At 65.3% G+C, this 17,128-nt stretch carries 19 protein-coding genes; 11 read left to right on the forward strand and 8 right to left on the reverse strand.

The genetic code is table 11. From position 1 onward, the window contains the following. Nucleotides 1–126: 126 nt before the first annotated feature. The 7 genes from ppsA (at nt 127) to dnaB (ending at nt 6,272) form a co-directional block, all read left to right on the forward strand. A complete protein-coding gene (ppsA, locus tag ACWV14_RS10420; protein ID WP_422085811.1) occupies nt 127–2,520 on the forward strand; it encodes a phosphoenolpyruvate synthase in 2,394 nt (797 codons plus the stop codon). A gap of 126 nt (nt 2,521–2,646) precedes the next feature. Next, the gene (locus tag ACWV14_RS10425; protein WP_454906924.1) at nt 2,647–3,117 is read left to right on the forward strand and encodes a hypothetical protein; all 471 of its coding nucleotides are present in this window, start codon (nt 2,647–2,649) and stop codon (nt 3,115–3,117) included. 116 nt (nt 3,118–3,233) lie between these two features. Beyond that, complete coding sequence (gene rpsF / locus ACWV14_RS10430; RefSeq protein WP_081270471.1) at nt 3,234–3,608, forward strand: 30S ribosomal protein S6; 375 nt, start codon at nt 3,234–3,236, stop codon at nt 3,606–3,608. Nucleotides 3,609–3,612: 4 nt separating this feature from the next. After that, nucleotides 3,613–3,927 carry a primosomal replication protein N gene (gene priB / locus ACWV14_RS10435; RefSeq protein ID WP_454906922.1) on the forward strand — a complete coding sequence of 105 codons (315 nt, stop codon included), beginning with the start codon at nt 3,613–3,615 and terminating at the stop codon, nt 3,925–3,927. 21 nt (nt 3,928–3,948) lie between these two features. Further along, nucleotides 3,949–4,230 (forward strand): 30S ribosomal protein S18, encoded by a 282-nt coding sequence (gene rpsR, locus ACWV14_RS10440; RefSeq protein ID WP_007830781.1) that lies wholly within the window; start codon nt 3,949–3,951, stop codon nt 4,228–4,230. Nucleotides 4,231–4,242: 12 nt separating this feature from the next. Then, the gene (rplI, locus tag ACWV14_RS10445) at nt 4,243–4,695 is read left to right on the forward strand and encodes a 50S ribosomal protein L9 (RefSeq protein WP_454906920.1); all 453 of its coding nucleotides are present in this window, start codon (nt 4,243–4,245) and stop codon (nt 4,693–4,695) included. A 170-nt stretch (nt 4,696–4,865) separates the two neighbouring features. Continuing rightward, nucleotides 4,866–6,272, forward strand: coding sequence for a replicative DNA helicase (gene dnaB / locus ACWV14_RS10450; protein WP_422085815.1), 1,407 nt, complete (start codon nt 4,866–4,868; stop codon nt 6,270–6,272). 6 nt (nt 6,273–6,278) lie between these two features. On the opposite strand, the gene ACWV14_RS10455 is transcribed toward dnaB, so the two are convergent. The 8 genes from ACWV14_RS10455 to ACWV14_RS10490 form a co-directional block, all read right to left on the reverse strand. Next, a complete protein-coding gene (locus tag ACWV14_RS10455) occupies nt 6,279–6,989 on the reverse strand; it encodes a helix-turn-helix transcriptional regulator (protein WP_454906918.1) in 711 nt (236 codons plus the stop codon). Next, nucleotides 6,989–7,459, reverse strand: a complete 471-nt coding sequence (locus ACWV14_RS10460; RefSeq protein ID WP_454906916.1) for a 6-O-methylguanine DNA methyltransferase — start codon at nt 7,457–7,459, stop codon at nt 6,989–6,991. The genes ACWV14_RS10455 and ACWV14_RS10460 overlap by 1 nt, the downstream gene beginning before the upstream one ends. Continuing rightward, nucleotides 7,456–7,905 carry a GyrI-like domain-containing protein gene (locus ACWV14_RS10465; protein ID WP_454906914.1) on the reverse strand — a complete coding sequence of 150 codons (450 nt, stop codon included), beginning with the start codon at nt 7,903–7,905 and terminating at the stop codon, nt 7,456–7,458. Before ACWV14_RS10465 ends, ACWV14_RS10460 begins: the two co-directional genes overlap by 4 nt. A gap of 14 nt (nt 7,906–7,919) precedes the next feature. Next, nucleotides 7,920–8,366, reverse strand: a complete 447-nt coding sequence (locus ACWV14_RS10470; protein ID WP_454906912.1) for an EVE domain-containing protein — start codon at nt 8,364–8,366, stop codon at nt 7,920–7,922. 7 nt (nt 8,367–8,373) lie between these two features. Next, nucleotides 8,374–8,745, reverse strand: coding sequence for a VOC family protein (locus tag ACWV14_RS10475; protein WP_454906910.1), 372 nt, complete (start codon nt 8,743–8,745; stop codon nt 8,374–8,376). A 152-nt stretch (nt 8,746–8,897) separates the two neighbouring features. After that, nucleotides 8,898–10,703: a PhoH family protein gene (locus ACWV14_RS10480; RefSeq protein ID WP_454906908.1), complete on the reverse strand. Its 1,806-nt coding sequence runs from the start codon at nt 10,701–10,703 to the stop codon at nt 8,898–8,900. A gap of 209 nt (nt 10,704–10,912) precedes the next feature. Next, a complete protein-coding gene (locus tag ACWV14_RS10485) occupies nt 10,913–11,389 on the reverse strand; it encodes a peroxiredoxin (protein ID WP_007830801.1) in 477 nt (158 codons plus the stop codon). Between the two features lie 146 nt (nt 11,390–11,535). Then, complete coding sequence (locus ACWV14_RS10490; RefSeq protein WP_422085822.1) at nt 11,536–11,919, reverse strand: Mth938-like domain-containing protein; 384 nt, start codon at nt 11,917–11,919, stop codon at nt 11,536–11,538. Nucleotides 11,920–12,063: 144 nt separating this feature from the next. Here ACWV14_RS10490 and ACWV14_RS10495 point away from each other — a divergent pair, with 144 nt between their 5' ends. From ACWV14_RS10495 to thrC, 4 genes are read left to right on the forward strand one after another with little or no spacing between them, the layout of a single operon-like run. After that, entirely contained in the window at nt 12,064–13,296 is a 1,233-nt protein-coding gene (locus ACWV14_RS10495; protein ID WP_422085823.1) for a pyridoxal phosphate-dependent aminotransferase, read from the forward strand. Next, nucleotides 13,293–14,324 carry a DUF1176 domain-containing protein gene (locus tag ACWV14_RS10500; protein WP_454906905.1) on the forward strand — a complete coding sequence of 344 codons (1,032 nt, stop codon included), beginning with the start codon at nt 13,293–13,295 and terminating at the stop codon, nt 14,322–14,324. Before ACWV14_RS10495 ends, ACWV14_RS10500 begins: the two co-directional genes overlap by 4 nt. 14 nt (nt 14,325–14,338) lie before the next feature. Continuing rightward, nucleotides 14,339–15,661 (forward strand): homoserine dehydrogenase, encoded by a 1,323-nt coding sequence (locus ACWV14_RS10505; RefSeq protein WP_422085825.1) that lies wholly within the window; start codon nt 14,339–14,341, stop codon nt 15,659–15,661. 38 nt (nt 15,662–15,699) lie between these two features. Beyond that, complete coding sequence (gene thrC, locus ACWV14_RS10510) at nt 15,700–17,115, forward strand: threonine synthase (RefSeq protein ID WP_454906903.1); 1,416 nt, start codon at nt 15,700–15,702, stop codon at nt 17,113–17,115. The last annotated feature ends 13 nt before the right edge of the window (nt 17,116–17,128 follow it).

Consider the following 17,128-nt stretch of genomic DNA (forward strand, 5'->3'; position numbering starts at 1 on the left):
ATTATCGGGAATCCGCTTCCCATCCCCAATTCTTTCCATGCACACCGCGCCAGCACCCAAAGCAACGACAACGATCGTGCCGCGCCGTCTGCATGCGGCACCGGTTTCAACTTCTGGAGCTTCCCCATGTCTGCACTTTTCGACGCGACCGCCCTGGTCGTACCGTTTGAAAACCTGAGAATGACCGACGTCGAGGCGGTTGGCGGCAAGAACGCCAGCCTCGGCGAAATGATCTCGCAGCTGCCGCAAGGCGTGCGGGTGCCTACCGGTTTCGCAACCACGGCGCACGCATTCCGCCAGTTCCTGGCCCACGATGGCCTGGCCGACAAGATCAGCAAGCGCCTGGCCGCGCTGGACACCGAAGACGTGCGCGCCCTGGCCACCGCCGGCGCCGAGATCCGCGCCATGGTCGAGGCCCAGCCTTTCCCGGCCGACCTGCAGAAAGCCATCGGCGAAGCCTTTGCCACGCTGAGCGCCGGCAACCCGGCCGCGTCGTTCGCCGTGCGCTCCTCGGCCACCGCGGAAGACCTGCCCGACGCCTCCTTCGCGGGCCAGCAAGAGACCTTCCTGAACGTGGTCGGCATCGACGACGTGCTGCACAAGATGAAGGAGGTTTTCGCCTCCCTCTACAACGACCGCGCCATCAGCTACCGCGTGCACAAGGGCTTCGAGCATGACGTGGTCGCGCTGTCGGCTGGTGTGCAGCGCATGGTGCGCTCCGACCTCGGCGCCGCCGGCGTGATGTTCACCATCGACACCGAATCGGGCTTCGAAGACGTGGTGTTCATCACCTCCAGCTACGGCCTGGGCGAAACGGTGGTGCAGGGCGCCGTGAACCCCGACGAGTTCTACGTGCACAAGCCGACGCTGCGCGCCGGCAAGAAGGCCGTCATCCGCCGCAACCTCGGCTCCAAGCTGATCCAGATGGAGTTTGCGACGCCCGAAGAGAAAAAGGCGAGCGGCAAGCTGGTGAAGACCACCGACGTCAAGGCCGAGCAGCGCAACCGCTACTCGCTGAGCGACGCCGACGTCGAGCAGCTCGCCAGATACGCCCTGGTCATCGAGGAGCACTATGGCCGCCCGATGGACATCGAGTGGGGCAAGGACGGCACCGACGGCCACCTCTACATCCTGCAGGCACGTCCCGAGACGGTGAAGAGCCAGCAGCAGGGCAAGGCCGAGCAGCGCTACAAGCTGCTGGGCAAGGGCGCAGTGCTGGCCGAAGGCCGCGCCATCGGCCAGAAGATCGGCACCGGCCCCGTGCGGCTCGTGCACAGCATCAGCGAAATGGACAAGGTGCAGGCCGGCGACGTGCTCGTCACCGACATGACCGATCCCAACTGGGAGCCGGTCATGAAGCGTGCCGCCGCCATCGTCACCAACCGCGGCGGGCGCACCTGCCATGCGGCCATCATCGCGCGTGAACTCGGCATTCCGGCCGTGGTCGGCTGCGGCGACGCCACCGACTTGCTGAAGGACGGCACGCTGGTGACCGTGAGCTGCGCCGAGGGCGACACCGGCTTCATCTACGACGGCCTGCTCGAGACCGAAGTGACCGAAGTGCAGCGCGGCGTGATGCCCGAGATCGACCTCAAGATCATGATGAACGTGGGCAACCCGCAGCTCGCCTTCGACTTCGCGCAGCTGCCGAACCACGGCGTGGGCCTGGCCCGCCTGGAGTTCATCATCAACAACAACATCGGCGTGCACCCGAAGGCGATCCTCGACTATCCGAACGTCGACAACGACCTGAAGAAGGCCGTCGAGTCGGTGGCCCGCGGCCATGCTTCGCCGCGTGCGTTCTACGTCGACAAGGTGGCTGAAGGCATCGCGACCATCGCGGCCGCGTTCTGGCCCAAGCCCGTCATCGTGCGCCTGTCCGACTTCAAGTCGAACGAATACCGCAAGCTGATCGGTGGCAGCCGCTACGAGCCGGAAGAAGAAAACCCGATGCTGGGCTTCCGCGGTGCCGCGCGTTACCTGAGCGCCGATTTCGGCGAAGCCTTCGCCATGGAATGCGAAGCCCTGAAGCGCGTGCGCAACGACATGGGCCTGACCAACGTGCAGATCATGGTGCCCTTCGTGCGCACCCTGGGCCAGGCCGAGCGCGTGACCGGCCTGCTCGGCGAACACGGCCTGAAGCGCGGCGAGAACGAGCTCAAGCTGATCATGATGTGCGAGGTGCCTAGCAACGCCATCCTGGCCGACGAGTTCCTGCAGTTCTTCGACGGCTTCTCGATCGGTTCGAACGACCTGACCCAGCTCACCCTGGGCCTGGACCGCGACTCGGGCCTCGAACTGCTGGCCGCCGACTTCGACGAGCGCGACCCTGCCGTCAAGGCCATGCTGAGCCGCGCCATCAAGGCCTGCAAGGCGCAGGGCAAGTACGTCGGCATCTGCGGCCAGGGCCCCAGCGATCACCCCGACTTCGCGCTGTGGCTGGCGGAGCAGGGCATCGAGTCGATCTCGCTGAATCCCGACAGCGTGATCGACACCTGGCAACAGCTGGCCAAGCGCTGAAGCCTGTCGGATTGCGGAAATCCCCCATGGGGGATTCCCGCGCCATTGGCCTGTTTCTGAAACAAATTGCGTATTTGCTGCCAGACTTGAGGGAACTCACGGGCGCATCCCGGAACGGGGACCACCATGATTCTTCTCAAGACCGAAGCAGGCCACCAGGCCCTCAAAGACCGCTCGGTCCCGCTGTCGCCACGCCAGCGCTCGGCGTTCATCCTTTTCGACGGCAAGCGATCGGTCGATGACGTGCTTGCCGCGGGCATGGGCATTTCGCGGGAAGACGTCGACCAGATGATCTCGCTCGGCGTGCTGGAGCCCGTGGGCGGCAAGGCCGCGCAGCCTGTTGCCGCGGGCCCGGCCCCTGCAGAGGAGCCGAAGCCGGCCGCCAGTGCCTCCGGCCGCAGCAAGCAGCAGCGTTACAAGGACGCCTATCCCATCGCTACCCAGCTCACCGGCAGCCTGGGCCTGATGGGCTTCCGGCTCAACCTCCAGGTCGAGGGCACGACCAGCTACGACGACCTGGTGGCGCTGGCGCCGAAGATCCGTGCCGCGGTCGGCCCGGAGAAGGCTGCCCCCCTGGACAAGGCCCTGGGAGACTGAGGCGCCTTGCCGGCGTGCGGATTACAGGGCTATAATCGCCGGCTTTGCCTTGCCACACTGCGCCCGACGCTGCAGGTGGCTTTTCCTCTTCTTCGGAAGAATCCACAAGGAGTGCCATGCGTCACTACGAAATCATTTTGCTGATCCACCCGGATCAGAGCGAACAAGTTCCGGCCATGCTGGAGCGCTACAAGGGCCTGATCACGGCCGGCGGCGGCAACGTCCACCGCGTTGAAGACTGGGGCCGCCGTCAGCTGGCTTACCAGATCAACAAGCTCAACAAGGCGCACTACCTGTGCGTCAACATCGAAGCCGAACAAGCCGTGATGGCCGAACTCGAACACGCGTTCAAGTTCAACGACGCCGTGTTGCGCCACCTGACCGTTCAGAAGAAGAAGGCCGAAACCGGTCCTTCGTCGATGATGAAGACGGTCGAGCGCGAAGAGGCCCGCAAGGCCCAGCAGGCCGAGTACGCCGCCAACAACAACTGATGGTGTGACTGCTGCCGCTGCGGCAACCGGGGTCAACCAGCTTCTGCTGTCCGCCGCCGTTGCCGAACTCGGAGCCTTGCGATTCACGCCGGCCGGCTTGCCCGCCATCGACCTGAAGCTCGAACACGAGTCGACGCTCCAGGAAGAGGGTAAGCCCCGGCAGGTCAAGACGGCCCTCAAGGCCGTGGCCTTCGGCGCAATCGCCGAACGGCTCGCAAAGCAGTCGATGGGGAGCCTCTGGCGTTTTCAGGGCTTTCTCGCGACACCGGGCAACGGCAAGCATCCGGTCCTGCATATCCAGGATTTTCAGCAAGATTAATTTTCGAAAAGAGGTCCTCAAATGGCCACGTTCAAGAAATTCAACAAAGACAAGCGCCCGAAGCGCAACACCCAGTCGCTGCTGTTCAAGCGCAAGCGCTTCTGCCGCTTCACCGTCGCTGGCGTCGAAGAAATCGACTACAAGGACATCGACACGCTGCGTGACTTCATCAGCGAAAACGGCAAGATCATCCCCGCCCGCCTGACCGGCACGCGCGCGATCTACCAACGCCAGTTGAACACCGCCATCAAGCGCGCGCGCTTCCTGGCCATGGTGCCGTACAGCGACCAGCACCGCGTCTAAGGAGTCGAGAACATGCAAATCATTCTTCTGGACAAGGTTGTCAACGTCGGTGCCCTGGGCGATATCGTCAAGGTCAAGGACGGCTACGCTCGCAACTTCCTGATCCCGACGGGCCTGGCCCGCCGTGCCACCGCCGCCAACAAGGCCGAATTCGAAGCCAAGCGCGCCGAACTCGAAAAGGCTGCGGCCGCCAAGCTGGCCGAATCGCAAGCTCAAGGCGAAAAGCTCGGTGGCACGACCATCAAGCTGACGCAAAAGGCTGGCGTCGACGGCCGTCTGTTCGGCTCGGTCACCAACGGCGACATCGCCGAAGAGCTGGGCAAGCAAGGCTACAAGGTTGTCAAGGCGCAAGTTCGCCTGCCCAACGGCCCGATCAAGGTCGTCGGCGACAGCACCGTGAGCGTTGCCCTGCATACCGATGTGGTGGTCGACATCACCGTGACGGTCTACGGCGAAACCGCCTGATCGCTCACAGCGCCTTGTGCGCTGCAGCAGAAGCCGCCTTCGGGCGGCTTTTCTTTTTTCGCGCCCGTGTTTTCCAGTGCATTGCACTGGAAGATCACCGTTTATTCACAACCTTGTCCACACACGCATCGGCGTGCGCGGCTTAGCATGCAGGGTTGCAAGGGAAGTCCATGTCCGCCGTTTTCTCCTATGCCGACAATGACCCGTCGGCCGACCGCCAGATCGCCCAACTGCGCATTCCGCCTCATTCCATCGAGGCTGAATCGAGCGTGCTCGGCGGTCTGCTGCTCGACAACGGAGCTTGGGATCGCATGGGCGATCTGCTGGTCGACGGCGACTTCTACCGGCACGAACACAAGCTGATCTATGCCGCCATTGGCGGGCTGATCAATGCCAGCAAGCCGGCCGACGTGATCACGGTCTACGAGCAGTTGCAGAACCTCGGCAAGGCCGACGAGATCGGCGGGCTGGTCTATCTGAACTCGCTCGCGCAGTACGTACCCAGCGCGAGCAACATCCGGCGCTACGCAGAGATCGTTCGTGAGCGCTCGATCCTGAGAAAACTGGTGTCCGCTGCCGACGAGATCGCGACGCAGGCCTTCAATCCGCAAGGCAAGCAGGTCGACAAGATCCTCGACGAAGCCGAGCAGAAGATCTTCAACATCGGAGAAGAAGGCACGCGGATGAAGCAGGGCTTCCAGAGCATGGATGCCCTGGTGGTCGAACTGCTCGACCGCGTGACCGAGATGGCCGAGAACCCGAACGACATCACGGGCATCCGCACCGGCTTCCACGACTTCGACAAGATGACCTCGGGCCTGCAGCCCGGCGACATGATCGTGCTCGCCGCGCGTCCGTCGATGGGCAAGACCTCGCTCGCGATCAATATCGCCGAGCACGTCGCGCTCGAAGAGGGGTTGCCCGTCGCTGTGTTCTCGATGGAAATGGGCGCTTCGCAGCTGGCGGTGCGTATCGTGGGCTCGATCGGCCGCATCGACCAGGGCCATTTGCGCACCGGCAAACTCAGCGACGAAGAGTGGCCACGCCTGACCGAAGCCATCGAGAAGCTGCGCACCGTGTCGCTGCACATCGACGAGACGCCGGGCCTTTCGACCAGCGAACTGCGTGCCAATGCGCGGCGGCTGGCGCGCCAGTACGGACGGCTTGGCCTGATCGTGGTCGACTACCTTCAGCTGATGTCCACCAGCAGTTCCGGCGACGAGAACCGCGCCACCGCCGTGGGCGAGATCTCGCGGGGTCTGAAGATGCTGGCCAAGGAACTGAAGTGCCCGGTGATCGCGCTGTCGCAGCTCAGCCGCGGCGTGGAAAGCCGGACCGACAAGCGTCCCATGATGAGCGACTTGCGCGAATCCGGTGCCATCGAGCAGGACGCGGACATCATCATGTTCATCTACCGCGACGACTACTACGACAAGAACAGCAAGGAGCCGGGTGTGGCCGAGGTCATCATCAGCAAGCACCGGAACGGTCCCACGGGCACCGTCAAGCTGGCTTTCCTGAAGCCGATCACCAAGTTCGAGAACCTGGCCGGCTACAGCCACAACGAGCAGTACTGAACGTGCCTACTTGATCGGCAGGATCTGCCCTTGCACCTTCTCGACCTTGAAGGTGCGAAGCAGGTCGGCCAGCGTCTTGCCGGGCTCGTCGCGAAAACGATCGGGCAGCATGTCGATCGCATCCATGCGGTCCAGCCGGAAGCCGCGGAAGTCGTCGCGCAGCTCGCACCACGCCGACAGCGTCCATACCTTGCCCCAGTAGAAACAACCCAGCGGCCGCACCGTGCGTTCGCTGGCGTCGCCCGATACGTCGCGGTAGGCCAGCCGCAGCTTGTTGTGCGACTGCACGGCCTCGCGCAGCGTCTGCAGCCGCGCACGCAAGGCGGGGTCCAGGCCCATCGCGGGAGCGTAGAGCGCCAGCGCCTCGGCCGACACCCGCGCCGCCACCGGCAGCACCGACAGGATCTTGCCGAGACCGGTCTCGATGTCGCGTGCCAGCGCCGGGTCGACCCAGCTCTGCGCCATGCGAGCGGCGGCCACCAAGGCTGATGCCTCGTCCTGCGTGAACATCAGCGGCGGCAGCTCGAAGCCCGCACCCAGCCGGTAGCCCATGCCGGCCTCGCCTTCGATGGGCACGCCCTGGTGCTGCAGGTCGGCCACGTCGCGGTACACCGTGCGTTCCGACACCTCGAGGCGCTGCGCCAGGAAGGCGGCCGTGGTGAGGCGGCGCCCGCGAATGAGCTGCACGATCTGGAAGAGACGGTCGGCGCGGCGCATCAGCTTGTTCCGGTGAGCTTCTTCGCGAATCCTTCGACGAAGTAGCGCTTGCCGCGCTGCACGACCGTGTGGCCCTCGGCCTCGAGCTTCGACATCTGCGCCTCGATGCCGCCGGGGTATTTCGGATTGAGCTCGCCCCCGATCTTGAGCGTGCGCCACCAGGGCGCGCGCTCCGCCGGATTCGACAGCGCTTCCTCGGCCGCATGCGCCACCATGTGCGCGAAGATCGCCGTGGTCACGGTGCAGCCGATGGTGGCGTGGTGACGCGCTGCAATGTCCTCGCCGATGCCCATGACGGTTGCGAGGCGGCCTTCGGGCACGCTGCGCATCGCGGCTTCGACTTCCTGTGGCGACGGCGTGGCGATGGTCCCTTCGCCGCGCCTGGGGCGCATGGCGGCGGGAATCTCCTTGACGGTCGGCAGGTGAGGGTAGCTGGCCAGTCTCTCGCGCCAGCTCTTCTTGAGGCTCATGCAACTCCGATGTGGATCGCCACCTTGTCCGGTCCTTCGTAGGCTTCGAAGTCGCTGCGGTAGCTGCGCGCGACATCCGGGTGTGCCTCGAAATATTGCCAGATGTGCTGCCAGGTGGCGATCACCATGTGCGGCATCTCGCCCTGGCCGGTGAAGACGAGGTAGTCGCCGGCCTCGATGGGGATGCTGCCTTCCCCATTCGTGACTACGACGCCGGCCGTCACGTCGAACGGGCCATGGGCATCCGATTCATAGGCCGAGTAGACGCCGAAGATGCGCATGTCGGCCGTGCGGTTCGGGGTCGATGCATAAGTCTCTTCGCCGAAGAAGCGGCCCCACAGCGCGCTGAGGCGAGCGGTTGCCGGGGCGCTTTCTTCGCGGTTGGTGGTGCGGACGGTGAGGCCCGAGACGCGGAAGGCGTCGACGTGCTGGCGGATGGGTTCCATGTCTTTTCTTCTCCTCAAAATAGTGTCTTCGGTTCGGCCTTCATGGCCTGGGCGATCAGCCGCATGTCGTCATCACTGACCTCGAACATGCCGAAGCGGAATTTGTAGCCCCATTGCTTGGGGTTCTCGATGAAGGCGAGGCGTTCGATCAGCGGCGCGATGGGCGCTTCGTGGGTGGCCGCATACGCCACGTCGCGGCGCCAGGGCACGAAGCCGTTGCCCATGTCGAACTCGTAGGGCTCGCCGGGCTGCACGATGCCGATCGCGACGAAGCTCTGCAGCCTGTCGGTGCCGCCGAACACAGTGGCCGGCGAGTAGTAGGCCACGCGGTCACCGGGCGAGAGCCGCTTGAGTGGCGCATGCTTGCCGTGGCCCACCTGCATGAAGCCGGTGGGCCGGTGGTCGCGGCCGCGCCGGGCGTGCTCGGCGCTGGCCACGGCGATCCAGTTTCGCTGCGTCATGATGGGTTCAGTCCAGCGCGTGCAGGCCGACTTCGTTGCCTTCGGTGTCGCGCAGGTAGGCGATGAAGCCCATGCCCGGTGGCAGCGCGGCCTTGGGCCCCACGATCTGTCCGCCGGCCGCCTCGACGCGTGCCAGCACGGCGTCGATGCTGGGCGCGCAATCGAGGTAGATGCGGATCCCGGTGCCGGCACGTGCGCTGCCGTTCGCGCCGGCTTGCAGGGCGCCGCCCGTGGCGGGCTTGTCGTGGGGAAACACGGCCAGCGTGTCGTCGCCGAAGGTCTCGCGGCGCAGCTTGCGGCCCAGGACGGTTTCATAGAAGATCTGGGCGCGGTCCATGTCGGCGACCGGGATCTCGAACCAGCTGATGGCGTTTTGCATTTGGAGGGCTCTCTTTCGTGTGTTGGGAAGGAGCCTCGATGGTGCTGGCGGGCTACTGACAGCGTCTTGTCAGTAGCCTGTCGGCAGGGCGAAAAAAAGCCCGCGATGCTCGGGGGAGCATGCGCGGGCCCTGTGCGGGACGAAGCGAAGGCTTAGAGCACGTCGCTCGCGAAATCGGCCAGCCGCGAGCGTTCGCCGCGCGCCAGCGTGATGTGCCCGCCGTGCGGCCAGCCCTTGAACTTGTCGACCGCGAAGGTCAGGCCGGAGGAGCCTTCCGTGAGGTACGGCGTGTCGATCTGCGCAAGGTTGCCCATGCAGATGATCTTGGTGCCGGGGCCGGCGCGCGTGATCAGAGTCTTCATCTGCTTGGGCGTCAGGTTCTGCGCCTCGTCGATGATCACGTACTTGTTCAGGAAGGTGCGCCCGCGCATGAAGTTCATGCTCTTGACCTTGATGCGGCTGCGGATCAGCTCGTTGGTGGCCGCGCGGCCCCATTCGCCGGCACCGCCGCCGTCGCCCTTGGCCAGGAACTCGAGGTTGTCGTCGAGAGCGCCCATCCAGGGGCCCATCTTTTCTTCCTCGGTGCCGGGCAGGAAGCCGATGTCTTCGCCCACGCTCACGGTGGCGCGGGTCATGATGATCTCGGTGTAGCGGCGGTCGTCGAGCACCTGCGTCAGGCCGGAGGCCAGCGCCATCAGGGTCTTGCCGGTGCCGGCGGTGCCGGTCAGCGTGACGAAGTCGATCTCCGGGTCCATCAGCAGGTTCATCGCGAAGTTCTGCTCGCGGTTGCGCGTGTTCACGCCCCACACGGCGTTCTTGCCCGAGCTGTAGTCCTTGAGCGTCTTGAGCACCGCGGTCTTGTCGCGGATTTCGGTGACGCGCGCGTACATGCTCGGCTCGCCGGGCGCCTCGAAGAAGACGAACTGGTTGATATACAGGTTGGGCACCAGCGGACCGCTGATCCGGTAGAAGGTGTTGCTGCCGCTCTGCCAGCTTTCGACCGTCTTGCTCTGGCGGGTCCAGAAGTCGGGCGGCAGGGCCAGCGAACCGGCATAGAGCAGGTCGCCGTCTTCCAGCGTCTTGTCGTTCTGGTAGTCGTCGGCGGCCAGACCGAGCGCGCGCGCCTTGACGCGCATGTTGATGTCCTTCGACACCAGCACGACCTCTTGTTTCGGCTTGCCGGGCTTGTCGGTGGCGTACTCGTCGCGCAGCGCCTGCACCACGCCGAGGATCTGGTTGTCCGCCTTGCCCTGGGGCAGGCTGACGGGCAGCGAGTAGTCGAGCGGGGCGGTCTGGAAGAACAGGCGGCCGCCGGCTTCGCGGTGGCCGGTGGTGTCGAGCTTCAGGCCCTTGTCGATGTCGGCATCCTGCGCGGCTGCCAGCGCGTCGAGCGTGCGGCTGGTCTGGCGACCATTGCGGGCGACTTCGGTGGTGCCTTTCTTGTGGCCGTCGAGCTCTTCCAGCACGATCATCGGCAGGAAGATGTCGTGCTCCTCGAAGCGGAACAGACACATCGGGTCGTGCAGCAGCACGTTGGTGTCGAGCACGAAGAGCTTGGCGGGGCCGGTGGACTTGCTGCGCTTGGGGCGGGCGGGAGCCTGCGGCGCCGGGGCGACAGGTGTCGGGGCGGCGGCCAAAGCGGTCGGCACCTTCGTCTCGACCTGTATGAGGGCTTGCGGCTGGGGGGCGCTCACGGGTGCCGGAGAGACGGCGGGTGCGGCGGGCGAGGCTTTCGCCTTTGTACGGCGTGCCGAGCGCGTGGCGGCGGATGCGCCACCGGCACCGTCGGTGCCGACGCTGTCGAACAGCTCCAGCGGTTGAGGCGTGCGTGCGGGTGCCTCATCGGCGCGCTGGTCGGTGGCGCGGCGCGAGCCCCTGTGCGAGGACCGGGCGGGCGCGTCGAGTGCGTCCGGCGAGAGCAATGCGGCGCGTTTCGTTGGGGCGGGGGGCAATGGCATGTGTCAGATCGCTCGCAGGAAGTGGGAACCAGAAAACGAAAAAGCCGCCTGAAGACCAAGGCGGCTTTGTTCGGGGGATGCGGTCGTGGAGCTCAACGGCATGAGGCCATTATGCACACCGCAAATGACGCGCCGGGGGCTCTTTTGCGCGTGGCGTTGGGCATTTCCCACGCCACGCAGCGAAAGCGCGCTTGCGGCGCCTGCGGTGATCAGGCCGCCTTCTTGAGCGCCTTGACCGCCTTGAGCACGTCGTCGACGTGCCCCGGAACCTTGAGCCCGCGCCATTCGGCCTTCAGGATGCCGTCGGCGCCGATCAGGAAGGTGCTGCGCTCGATGCCCTTGACCTTCTTGCCGTACATGATCTTGTTCTTGACCACGCCGAACATGTGGCACATTTTTTCTTCGGTGTCGGCGATGAGTTCGAAGGGGAGTTCGAGCTTGGCCTTGAATTCGTCGTGCGACTTCATGTTGTCGCGGGACACGCCGAAGACCGTGGCGCCGGCTTTTTCGAAGTCTTTGTAGCGGTCGCGAAACTGCATTGCTTCGGTTGTACAACCCGGAGTGTTATCTTTCGGGTAAAAATACATGACCAGCACGTGGCCGAGGTGCGAGGTATTCGAGACCTTGAGGCCGCCCGTGGCGTTGGCGTCGAATTCAGGAATGGGTTTGTTGACAACGATCGCCATGAAACTTGTTTTCTCCGTTAGATTCCGTTCTTCGAGCCCTCTCAGCCTTTTTCGGGGCTTGCTCGACGAATGGAGGATTGGTCGTTGCTAACTTTGGGGTAGCTGGCCTGTTCGCAACCTAGTATTTTACCCCGAAAACACCTCTATCAGCCACCCGCCGGGCTCTCGACCAGCAGGGCGGCGATTACGTGGCGGCCTTCCCCGGCCAGGATGTTGTAGGTCCGGCAGGCGGCGGCGGTGTCCATGGTCTCGACGCCGGTGCGCTGCGCCATCAGGGGCTTCAGCCAGGCCGGCTGGGGAAAGCGGATGCGGTTTCCGCTGCCGAAAATGATCAATTCCGCGCCCAGCGAGGTCAGTTGCGCGAAATGTTCCGGCCCGAGCTGGTCGAAGCTGGCGCAGTTCCATTCGAAGCGCTCGCCGCGCGAGCCGACGACCACGCTGCCTTCGACTTTTTCGTTGTTGATTGCAACCCAGCCGGGGCCGTGCGCGGTGAGGGACTGGGCGTCTGATTTGTCGGGCTGGAGCTTCATCTGGGCACTGGGAACTGTGGTCAAATTATAGGTTTTCCCTGGTGCCAGAGGGCTTGCAAGGGCTTTCGCAAGCGGACCTCGCCGGCCTGTATCTCCGAGTAACAAATCCGTCTCAACCCGTTAATCCGCGCCCGGGAGGGCCCTTTGAAGCAGCTCAAGAAATCGGCCAAGCTGGCCAACGTCCTCTACGACATCCGCGGTCCCATCATGGATGCCGCCAAGCAGATGGAAGAGGACGGCCAGAAGATCATCAAGCTCAACATCGGCAATCTGGCCGTGTTCGGCTTCGACGCACCCGAGGAAATCCAGCAGGACATGATCCGCAACCTGCCGACCTCGGCGGGCTATTCGGACAGCAAGGGTGTCTTCGCCGCGCGCAAGGCCGTGATGCACGAGACGCAGAAGCAGGGCGTCGTGGGCGTCACGCTCGACGACATCTACCTCGGCAACGGCGCCAGCGAGCTGATCGCCATGTCCACGAACGCGCTGCTCAACGACGGCGACGAGCTGCTCCTGCCGGCCCCCGACTATCCGCTTTGGACCGCTTCCACGAGCCTTTCCGGCGGCACCCCGGTGCACTACCTGTGCGACGAGGCCAATGGCTGGATGCCGAACCTCGACGACATCCGCGCCAAGATCACGCCCCGCACCAAGGGCATCGTGGTCATCAATCCGAACAACCCGACCGGCGCGCTGTATTCCGACGACCTGCTCAAGAGCATCGTGGCCATCGCGCGCGAGCACGACCTCGTGATCTTTGCCGACGAGGTCTACGACAAGGTGCTCTACGACGGCGTCAAGCACACCGCCATCGCGAGCCTGTCGACCGACGTGCTCACGCTGACCTTCAATTCGCTCTCCAAGAGCTACCGCTCGTGCGGCTACCGTGCCGGCTGGCTCGCGGTGTCGGGCAACAAGCGCGCCGCGCAGGACTACATCGAGGGCCTGAACATGCTCTCGAACATGCGCCTGTGCGCCAACGTGCCCGGCCAGTGGGCCATCCAGACGGCGCTGGGCGGCTACCAGAGCATCAACGACCTCGTGTGCGAAGGCGGGCGCCTGCGCCGCCAGCGCGACCTGGCTTACGAACTGATCACCGCCATTCCCGGCGTGAGCTGCGTCAAGCCGAGCGCCGCGCTCTACATGTTCCCCAAGCTCGACCCCGAGGTCTACCCGATCGAGGACGACCGCCAGTTCTTCCTCGAGCTGCTGAAGGAAACCCGCGTGATGCTGGTGCAGGGCACCGGCTTCAACTGGGCCACGCCCGACCATTTCCGCATCGTGTTCCTGCCCCACGAAGACGACCTGCGCGAAGCCATCAACCGCATCGCCAAGTTCCTGGAGCAGTACCGCCTGCGCCGCAAGACGAACTCATGAACGTCGCCCGTGTCGCCGTGGCGCTGTCCCTGGTCGCGCTGTCCTTTGGCGCCGCCGGCAAGGAGCCGGTCGCGTTCTCGCACAACGACTGGGAACTGGCCTGCGACAACACGCTGACCTGCCGGGCCGCCGGCTACCAGGCGGACAGCGGCGGCAGCGAGCCGGTGTCGATGCTCGTCACCCGCAAGGCCGGCCCTGGCACGCCGATCGACATCCAGCTCCAGATCGGCGATACCGATGGCGTCAAGGGAGCGCTGCGCTTCAAGGTTGGCAAGGCCACGGTCTCCGGTCTCGAGGCGGGAACCGCCAGCTTCGACGACAGCCAGGTCCGTACCGTACTGCCTGAACTCCTCAAGGGCGACGAAGCCCAGGTCACGGCGGGCGGCGGCAAGAAGTGGGTTCTTTCGCTCTCCGGCCTCAACGCCGTGCTGCTGAAGATGGACGAGGCGCAGGGCCGCGTGGGCACGCCGGGGGCGCTGGTGCGCAAGGGCAGCAAGCCCGAATCCTCGGCGCTGCAGCCTGTGCCCATGCCCGTCGTCAACGTGCCGAGGCCGCCGAAGGCACGTCCCGGCGATGCCGCCCTGGCCGCGCGCATCTTCCCCTCGCTCGACCTGAAAGACGCGCTCGAGCAGTGCAACAACCAGGACCAGGTCAACGCCAAGTCGGTGGAAGTCCACCGCCTGAACGACCGCAAGGTGCTGCTGGCGCTGGGCTGCGGCGTGGGGGCGTACAACTACACCACGCTGCTCTGGATTGCCAACGACAAGCCGCCTCATGCGCCCGTGTCCCTCGAGGCGAGCGGCGAGTTCGACGAAAAGGACGCCAGCGTCACCTCCTCCATGAAGGGGCGCGGCATCGGCGACTGCTGGTCGGCCGAAACCTGGAATTTCAACGGCAAGGACTTCGTGCGCACCGGCGCGACGGGCGACGGCATGTGCCGTGGCTTCGCCGGTGGTGCCTGGACCTTGCCCCGCTACGTCAGCCGCGTCGTCGTGACCGAGCCGGCCGCCACCCCATCCAAACCATGAACGCGACTCTCCCAATGAAATCCATCCAAGTAGGCCTGCTCGGCGCAGGAACGGTCGGCAGCGGCACCTTCAAGGTGCTCCAGCGCAACCAGGAAGAAATCAAGCGCCGTGCCGGCCGAGGCATCGAGATCACCATGGTGGCCGACCTCGACACCGCCCGCGCCCGCGAAGTGGCCGGCGAGGGCGTGAAGGTGGTCAGCGATGCGCGCGAAATCATCGCCAACCCCGACATCGACATCGTCATCGAGCTGATCGGCGGCTACGGCATTGCGAAGCAACTGGTGCTCGAGGCCATCGCGGCCGGCAAGCACGTGGTCACGGCCAACAAGGCGCTGCTCGCGGTGCACGGCACCGAAATCTTCGCTGCCGCGCACGCCAAGGGCGTGATGGTGGCCTTCGAGGCTGCGGTGGCCGGTGGCATCCCGATCATCAAGGCGCTGCGCGAAGGCCTCACGGCCAACAGCATCCAGTGGCTGGCCGGCATCATCAACGGCACCACCAACTTCATCCTGTCCGAGATGCGCGACAAGGGCCTGGACTTCGCGACCGTGCTCAAGGAAGCGCAGCGCCTGGGCTACGCCGAAGCCGACCCTACCTTCGACATCGAAGGCGTGGACGCCGGCCACAAGGTCACGCTGATGAGCGCCATCGCCTTCGGCATCCCGGTGCAGTTCGACAAGGCCCACATCGAGGGCATCACCAAGCTCGCCGCGCAGGACATCAAGTACGCCGAGCAGCTCGGCTACCGCATCAAGCTGCTGGGCGTGACCAAGCGCACCGCCAAGGGCATCGAGCTGCGCGTGCATCCGTCGCTGGTGCCCTCGAAGCGCCTGCTGGCCAACGTCGAAGGCGCGATGAACGCGGTGGTGGTGCATGGCGACGCCGTCGGCACCACGCTGTACTACGGCAAGGGCGCGGGCAGCGAGCCCACGGCCAGCGCCGTGATCGCCGACCTGGTCGACATCACCCGCCTGCACACGGCGGACGCCGCGCACCGCGTGCCGCACCTGGCCTTCCACCCCGACGCCATGAGCGACCTGAAGGTGCTGCCGATGACCGAGGTCGTCACCAGCTACTACCTGCGCCTGCGCGTGGCCGACCAGGCCGGCGTGCTCGCCAAGGTGACCGGCCTGCTCGCCACCGCCGGCATCAGCATCGACGCCGTGCTGCAGCGCGAAGCCGACGAAGTGGGCGGCGAGGGGTCGACGCAGACCGACCTCATCATCCTCACGCACGACGCGCGCGAAGGCACCGTCAACGACGTGCTGGCCGAGCTTCAGGCGCTGCCCACCGTGCTGCAGCCCATCGTGCGCATCCGCAAGGAAGAGCTGTCCTGAGCGACGGCGCGCCTACGCCAAACAACCGAGCATCCAAAGTGAACTACCTGAGCACCCGCGGCCACCCCGACCGCAAGCGCTTCTGCGAAATCCTCCTCGAAGGCCTCGCGCCCGATGGCGGCCTCTACCTCCCCGAGCAATACCCGCAGGTCGACACAGCCACGCTCGCCAAGTGGCGCGCGCTGCCGTACGCCGAGCTGGCCTTCGAGATCCTGTCGCTCTACATCGACGACATTCCGCCGGCCGACCTGAAGGCGCTCTGCGCGAAGACCTACACCGCCGAAGTGTTCGGCACCGACGAGATCGTGCCGCTGCGCGAACTGGAAGACGGCGTGTACCTCGAAGCCCTGTCCAACGGCCCCACGCTGGCCTTCAAGGACATGGCGATGCAGCTGCTGGGCAACCTGTTCGAGTACGAACTGGGCCGCCGCGACTCCGAGCTCAACATCCTGGGCGCCACCAGCGGCGACACCGGCAGCGCAGCCGAGTACGCCATGCGCGGCAAGAAGGGCGTGCGCGTCTTCATGACCTCGCCGGACGGCCGCATGAGCCCGTTCCAGCAGGCGCAGATGTTCAGCCTGCAGGACGAGAACATCCACAACATCGCCATCACCGGCGTGTTCGACGACTGCCAGGACATCGTCAAGGCGGTGTCGAACGACCTGGGCTTCAAGCGCAAGTACCGCATCGGCACGGTCAACTCGATCAACTGGGCGCGGCTGCTGGCGCAGGTCGTGTACTACTTCGCGGGCTACTTCCAGGCCACCGCGAGCAACGACAAGCCGGTAAGCTTCACCGTGCCCTCGGGCAACTTCGGCAACGTCTGCGCGGGCCACGTGGCACGCATGATGGGCCTGCCGATCCAGACGCTGGTGGTCGCCACCAACGAGAACGACGTGCTCGACGAGTTCTTCCGCACCGGCGTGTACCGAGTGCGCGGCGCAGCCGACACGCACGAGACCTCCAGCCCGTCGATGGACATCAGCAAGGCCAGCAACTTCGAGCGCTTCGTGTTCGACCTGGTGGGCCGCGACGCCGCCCGGCTGCGCAAGCTGTTCGTCGAAGACCTGGGCGTGCAGGGCAGCTTCGACCTGAGCGGCGACCCGGCATTCCAGCAGGCCGCCGGGCGCTTCGGCTTCAAGAGCAGCCGCAGCACGCACGCCGACCGGCTGGCCGTCATCCGCGACACCGACAAGCGCTTTGCCACGCTGGTCGACCCGCATACGGCCGACGGCCTGAAGGCCGCGCGCGAGCACCTCGCGCCGGGCGTGCCGATGGTGGTGCTCGAAACCGCGCTGCCGATCAAGTTCGCGGCCACGCTGGTCGAGGCGCTGGGCGAAGAGCCTGCGCGCCCGAAGAAGTTCGAGGGCATCGAGGCGCTGCCCAAGCGCGTCGTCAAGCTGCCGGCCGACGCGGAAGCCGTGAAGGCCTACATCGCGCAGAACTGTGACTGACCACGGCCGGGCC

It is taken from the genome of Variovorax durovernensis, assembly GCF_977011995.1.

What these genes read in the sequence shown, in the direction of transcription:
- ppsA (WP_422085811.1), top strand. Translation starts at nt 127, where the DNA reads ATGTCTGCACTTTTCGACGCGACCGCCCTGGTCGTACCGTTTGAAAAC.
- ACWV14_RS10425 (WP_454906924.1), top strand. Translation starts at nt 2,647, where the DNA reads ATGATTCTTCTCAAGACCGAAGCAGGCCACCAGGCCCTCAAAGACCGC.
- rpsF (WP_081270471.1), top strand. Translation starts at nt 3,234, where the DNA reads ATGCGTCACTACGAAATCATTTTGCTGATCCACCCGGATCAGAGCGAA.
- rpsR (WP_007830781.1), top strand. Translation starts at nt 3,949, where the DNA reads ATGGCCACGTTCAAGAAATTCAACAAAGACAAGCGCCCGAAGCGCAAC.
- rplI (WP_454906920.1), top strand. Translation starts at nt 4,243, where the DNA reads ATGCAAATCATTCTTCTGGACAAGGTTGTCAACGTCGGTGCCCTGGGC.
- dnaB (WP_422085815.1), top strand. Translation starts at nt 4,866, where the DNA reads ATGTCCGCCGTTTTCTCCTATGCCGACAATGACCCGTCGGCCGACCGC.
- ACWV14_RS10455 (WP_454906918.1), bottom strand. Translation starts at nt 6,989, where the DNA reads ATGCGCCGCGCCGACCGTCTCTTCCAGATCGTGCAGCTCATTCGCGGG.
- ACWV14_RS10460 (WP_454906916.1), bottom strand. Translation starts at nt 7,459, where the DNA reads ATGAGCCTCAAGAAGAGCTGGCGCGAGAGACTGGCCAGCTACCCTCAC.
- ACWV14_RS10465 (WP_454906914.1), bottom strand. Translation starts at nt 7,905, where the DNA reads ATGGAACCCATCCGCCAGCACGTCGACGCCTTCCGCGTCTCGGGCCTC.
- ACWV14_RS10470 (WP_454906912.1), bottom strand. Translation starts at nt 8,366, where the DNA reads ATGACGCAGCGAAACTGGATCGCCGTGGCCAGCGCCGAGCACGCCCGG.
- ACWV14_RS10475 (WP_454906910.1), bottom strand. Translation starts at nt 8,745, where the DNA reads ATGCAAAACGCCATCAGCTGGTTCGAGATCCCGGTCGCCGACATGGAC.
- ACWV14_RS10480 (WP_454906908.1), bottom strand. Translation starts at nt 10,703, where the DNA reads ATGCCATTGCCCCCCGCCCCAACGAAACGCGCCGCATTGCTCTCGCCG.
- ACWV14_RS10485 (WP_007830801.1), bottom strand. Translation starts at nt 11,389, where the DNA reads ATGGCGATCGTTGTCAACAAACCCATTCCTGAATTCGACGCCAACGCC.
- ACWV14_RS10490 (WP_422085822.1), bottom strand. Translation starts at nt 11,919, where the DNA reads ATGAAGCTCCAGCCCGACAAATCAGACGCCCAGTCCCTCACCGCGCAC.
- ACWV14_RS10500 (WP_454906905.1), top strand. Translation starts at nt 13,293, where the DNA reads ATGAACGTCGCCCGTGTCGCCGTGGCGCTGTCCCTGGTCGCGCTGTCC.
- ACWV14_RS10505 (WP_422085825.1), top strand. Translation starts at nt 14,339, where the DNA reads ATGAAATCCATCCAAGTAGGCCTGCTCGGCGCAGGAACGGTCGGCAGC.